This is a genomic window from Microvirga soli (assembly GCF_016734765.1).
GTDB classification, from domain to species: Bacteria; Pseudomonadota; Alphaproteobacteria; order Rhizobiales; family Beijerinckiaceae; genus Microvirga; species Microvirga soli.
In genome coordinates this window covers 1-3,679 of record NZ_JAERQE010000118.1, presented here as the reverse complement: position 1 = coordinate 3,679, position 3,679 = coordinate 1, and the positions used below count along the sequence as shown (strand labels likewise).

General features: G+C 61.6%; 2 protein-coding genes and 3 pseudogenes. 4 read left to right on the top strand and 1 reads right to left on the bottom strand.

Annotation, left to right across the window (positions count from 1 at the left end):
- Positions 1-75 precede the first annotated feature (75 nt).
- Positions 76-549 (bottom strand): annotated as a pseudogene (locus JKL45_RS29335) (IS6 family transposase); the annotation flags it as partial.
- A 66-nt stretch (positions 550-615) separates the two neighbouring features.
- On the opposite strand from JKL45_RS29335, the pseudogene JKL45_RS29330 reads away from it, so the two are divergent.
- From JKL45_RS29330 to JKL45_RS29320, 4 genes and pseudogenes are all read left to right on the top strand, one after another.
- Positions 616-963 (top strand): annotated as a pseudogene (locus tag JKL45_RS29330) (DUF1254 domain-containing protein); the annotation flags it as partial.
- Positions 964-1,643: 680 nt separating this feature from the next.
- Complete coding sequence (locus JKL45_RS30400) at positions 1,644-1,814, top strand: hypothetical protein (protein WP_246499123.1); 171 nt, start codon at positions 1,644-1,646, stop codon at positions 1,812-1,814.
- Positions 1,815-1,844: 30 nt separating this feature from the next.
- The gene (locus JKL45_RS30395) at positions 1,845-2,072 is read left to right on the top strand and encodes a tyrosine-type recombinase/integrase (protein ID WP_312897058.1); all 228 of its coding nucleotides are present in this window, start codon (positions 1,845-1,847) and stop codon (positions 2,070-2,072) included.
- A 197-nt stretch (positions 2,073-2,269) separates the two neighbouring features.
- Positions 2,270-3,603: pseudogene (locus tag JKL45_RS29320) on the top strand (alpha,alpha-trehalose-phosphate synthase (UDP-forming)); the annotation flags it as partial.
- Positions 3,604-3,679: the final 76 nt, after the last annotated feature.

Below are 3,679 nucleotides of genomic sequence, written 5' to 3'. Positions count from 1 at the left end.
TGCTCACGTCGCGCCACACGGCGTATCACCTGCCGGGGCTCTAACGGCGGCTGGATGAAACTTCAGTGGCAGGTCAGACCGGTGCTCAACACCTGGCATAGCTTGGCGGCTGGCCGCTCTACAGGAGGGCAGCTTGTCGGTGATGATGCGCCTGGGTGCCATGGCCTGCCTCGTCATTAATTAGCCGGACAGCAGGCGCTTGGCCGCCTTGGTGTTGCGCCGGCTCTGGAGGATCTCGTCGAGCATGTACCCATCCTTGGTCGACGGCACGCCAGAGCGAGTGCTTCCTGCCAGCGATGTTGAGGCCACCTCATCTAGATGCCAGACGTCATGAGGGCTCGGCTGCTTGCGACGGATGCGCCGGGCATATTTTGGACCGAACTTCTTTCCCCAGTGCCGGGTCGTCTCATCCGAAACAACGATGCCTCGCTCGAGCAGCATCTCCTCGACAAGCTGGAGGCTCACAGGAAAGCGGAAGTACAGCCAAACTGCATGGGCGATGATCTCGGGTGGGAATCGGTGGCGCTTGTAGCTGATGGCTTTGGTCATGCCACAGCTCTTAGGGCAGAAGCCTCCGACCAAAGGTTACCGTGACGTCACCGTCAGTGAGGCCATCTGGGCGAGTTGTTGGGCATCGACGAAGGGCTCGAGGACTTCTGGCTGGCAACCGACGCTTTCATCTACGGCTACCCTGCTGGTCACCATGGAGATGACGCGCCGGGTCATCCCCAACGTGGCTGCTCCGGAGGGCACCCGAGCCCCGTTGGGCCACGTCATCAAGCTGCGGCAGTATCCGGATGCCGCGTTCCGGGACGTGACCGCACCCAATGCCGACACGCTCTATACGACCGCGTTCTTCGATGTCGGCCAGGAACCCTGGGTGTTGAGCCTGCCGGACATGAACGATCGCTACTTCCTCATGCCGATGCTGACGGCTGGACGACGGTGTTCCAGGTTCCCGGCGACGCCGGCAACCAGTTAAGCCGCGATCCTCGCCGGAGGAGCCCCGTCGACCGCTCTCGTTCGATCCCATTCCGCCGAAGTAGGGGAAGGCTCCTAAGGTAGGACCATGCGGAACCAGCTATGGTTTGAGTGCCTGGAGATGAGGCGGCTCCTGACCGGTGGTCGGGACCACATTGGAAGTGGGGAGGACAAGTCTGATGACATTCCTGTTCTTGAGCTACTTAGCTGTGGCCTGCGTCCTCGGCTGCATTAGTCTGCTGGCGAGCCTCGATTCCGATGTGAAGCTCAACCCATGGCTATTTCTGCTCGCTCATGCCCTCTGGCCGATTTCGTTTCCGCTGGTAATCCTTACGGCACGGTGGCACGCAAGGTCACATAGACCGTGATGCGGCGGCTCCTGACTGGTGGTCGGGACCAGGCGGAGAGGCCGGCCCGCGTGATCCCACATGCAACTTGTCAACCATGCGACGCTCCCGGAAGCTCCCCTTCGTCCTGTCGATGGCCGAGACAGAATCGCTCCTGGAGACCGCCCACAGGCTGGCAGCTGATCCGTCGGTCGGGCTGTACCGTCAGGCGGGCTATGCCCGAAGGGCTGCCCTGTTCGAGGCCCTTTATGCCTCCGGGATGCGCATCAGCGAGGCTTTGTCGCTGCCCTCCAATTCTGCGCCACTTGGTACCGTATGCTCTTGGTGCGCGGCAAGGGCGACAAGCAGCGGCTGGTGCCGCTGCACGAGCGGGCGATCGAGGCCATTGCACATTGGCAGAAGCTAGCGGCCGCGTATTCTGGGGGAAAGCCAACTCAGTGGCTGTTCCATGCGATGCGCGATGGAGCCAAGGCTCTGACACGCTAGGCTGCCCTGCTCGAGATCAAGGAAGCGGCTGTGGCAGCCGGGCTGGTAAGCCCCGAGCGGGCCGCCCCGCACGTGCTGCGTTATGCCTTTGCCGCCCACATGCACTCCGGCGGCACCGACCTGCGCGTGCTGCAGGAGCTGCTGGGACATGCCGGAATTGAGACCACCCATCTGGACACGTCCCGCCTCCACCAGATGGTGCGCGACCTCCACCCACTGAATGAGGAGCAGGAGGAGAATTGCACGACTGCCGCCTGAACCCCACGATCCTGGCTCCCGAGTGGAACTAGGTTCTGGAGCAGATCCTAGAAACCACCTGCCATGGCCAGATCCTAACAGAACCCTCACGTCAATCCCTGACCTCCTGCTTGCGGAGCCGGTGAGCACGGCCCAAGGTGGTTTTAGCCAAGAGCGAACGTCTTCCACCTCTAACTGCAGAACTCCGGAGAGTATAATTGCCTAGGCTCGTTGTCGTTTCGAATCGGGTTGCTGTCCCTGACCCTACGGGCAATAAGGCGGCTGGAGGTCTGGCGGTTGCCCTGCGTGAGGCGTTCGAAGCCTATCGCGGGCTGTGGTTCGGCTGAAGCGGCAAGGTTGCAACCCATCCCTCGGCCGAGCCCAGGATCGTGGATAAGGGTCAGGTGCAGTACGCCCTCATGGACCTGACCTCGCTCGACCGGCAGGAGTACTATAACGGGTTCGCCAACCGGGCGCTCTGGCCCATCATGCACTACCGGATCGGACTGTCTGAGTTCTCACGGGCGGACTACCAGGGCTATCTGAGGGTTAACCGGACGTTCGCGAACGCTCTCGCCCAATTGATCCGCCCGGACGATCTTGTGTGGGTTCACGATTATCATCTGATCCCGCTGGCCGCAGAGTTGCGAGCCATTGGGATCACGAACCTGATCGGGTACTTCCACCATATCCCCTGGCCCGCTCCCGAGGTCCTCGGCGCCCTTCCCGGCAGCCGGGAGCTTCTGCGCGCCGTCATGGACTACGATCTGGTTGGGGTGCACACGGAGCGCGATGCCGACAATCTCCGTCGCGGGTTGATCCATGAACTTGGGCCGTTCAGCACAGGTCAGAGATGTTGGAGGTGGACGGACAAAGGACGCGGATCAAGGGATTTCCTATCGGCATCGACGCCGGGGAGTTCCAGCGCCTGGCTGGGCGCCCAAAGTCAAACCGGATCATCCGGCAAACCATGGATGGCCTTGGTTCGCGCAAGCTGATCATCGGTGTTGATCGCCTCGACTACTCAAAAGGCATTCCCGAGCGGATGGAGGCGCTTGAGCGCTTTCTCGGAAACAATCCGGATCAGCGGGGGCGAGTCACTTATCTGCAGATTGCACCGACAAGCCGCAGCGAGGTTCCCGAGTATGCGACACTCGGACGGCTGGTGAATGAGACCCTTGGGCGCATCAACGGCACTCTGGGTGAGCCAGGCTGGGTTCCGATTCATTATGTGACCAGCAGCTATCCACGATCTGTGCTTGCAGGGCTCTACCGCCTCGCGGCGGTGGGGCTCATAACCCCGATGCGCGACGGCATGAACCTGGTGGCGAAGGAGTATGTGGCGGCTCAGGATCCGGCAGACCCGGGTGTCTTAATCCTGTCCAAGTTCGCAGGCGCAGCCCAGCAGCTTAAGGCGGCGCTCATCGTCAACCCGAATGACAAGATTGAGGTTGCAGAGGCAATCCGGGAGGCTCTGCAGATGAGCCAGGAGGAGCGCGTATCCCGGTGGGAGAGCATGATGAGTGTGCTCCGGGTCCAAGACGTATCCTGGGGTAGAGTCCGCGCTGGTGGTGGAAATTTGCTGACGCGCCGGGTGTTGGGATGAGGTGGTCATTGGGAGGACCGGC

Excerpts from the sequence above, each read along its gene's own strand:
- JKL45_RS30400 (WP_246499123.1), top strand. The coding sequence starts at position 1,644 with ATGCTCTTGGTGCGCGGCAAGGGCGACAAGCAGCGGCTGGTGCCGCTG.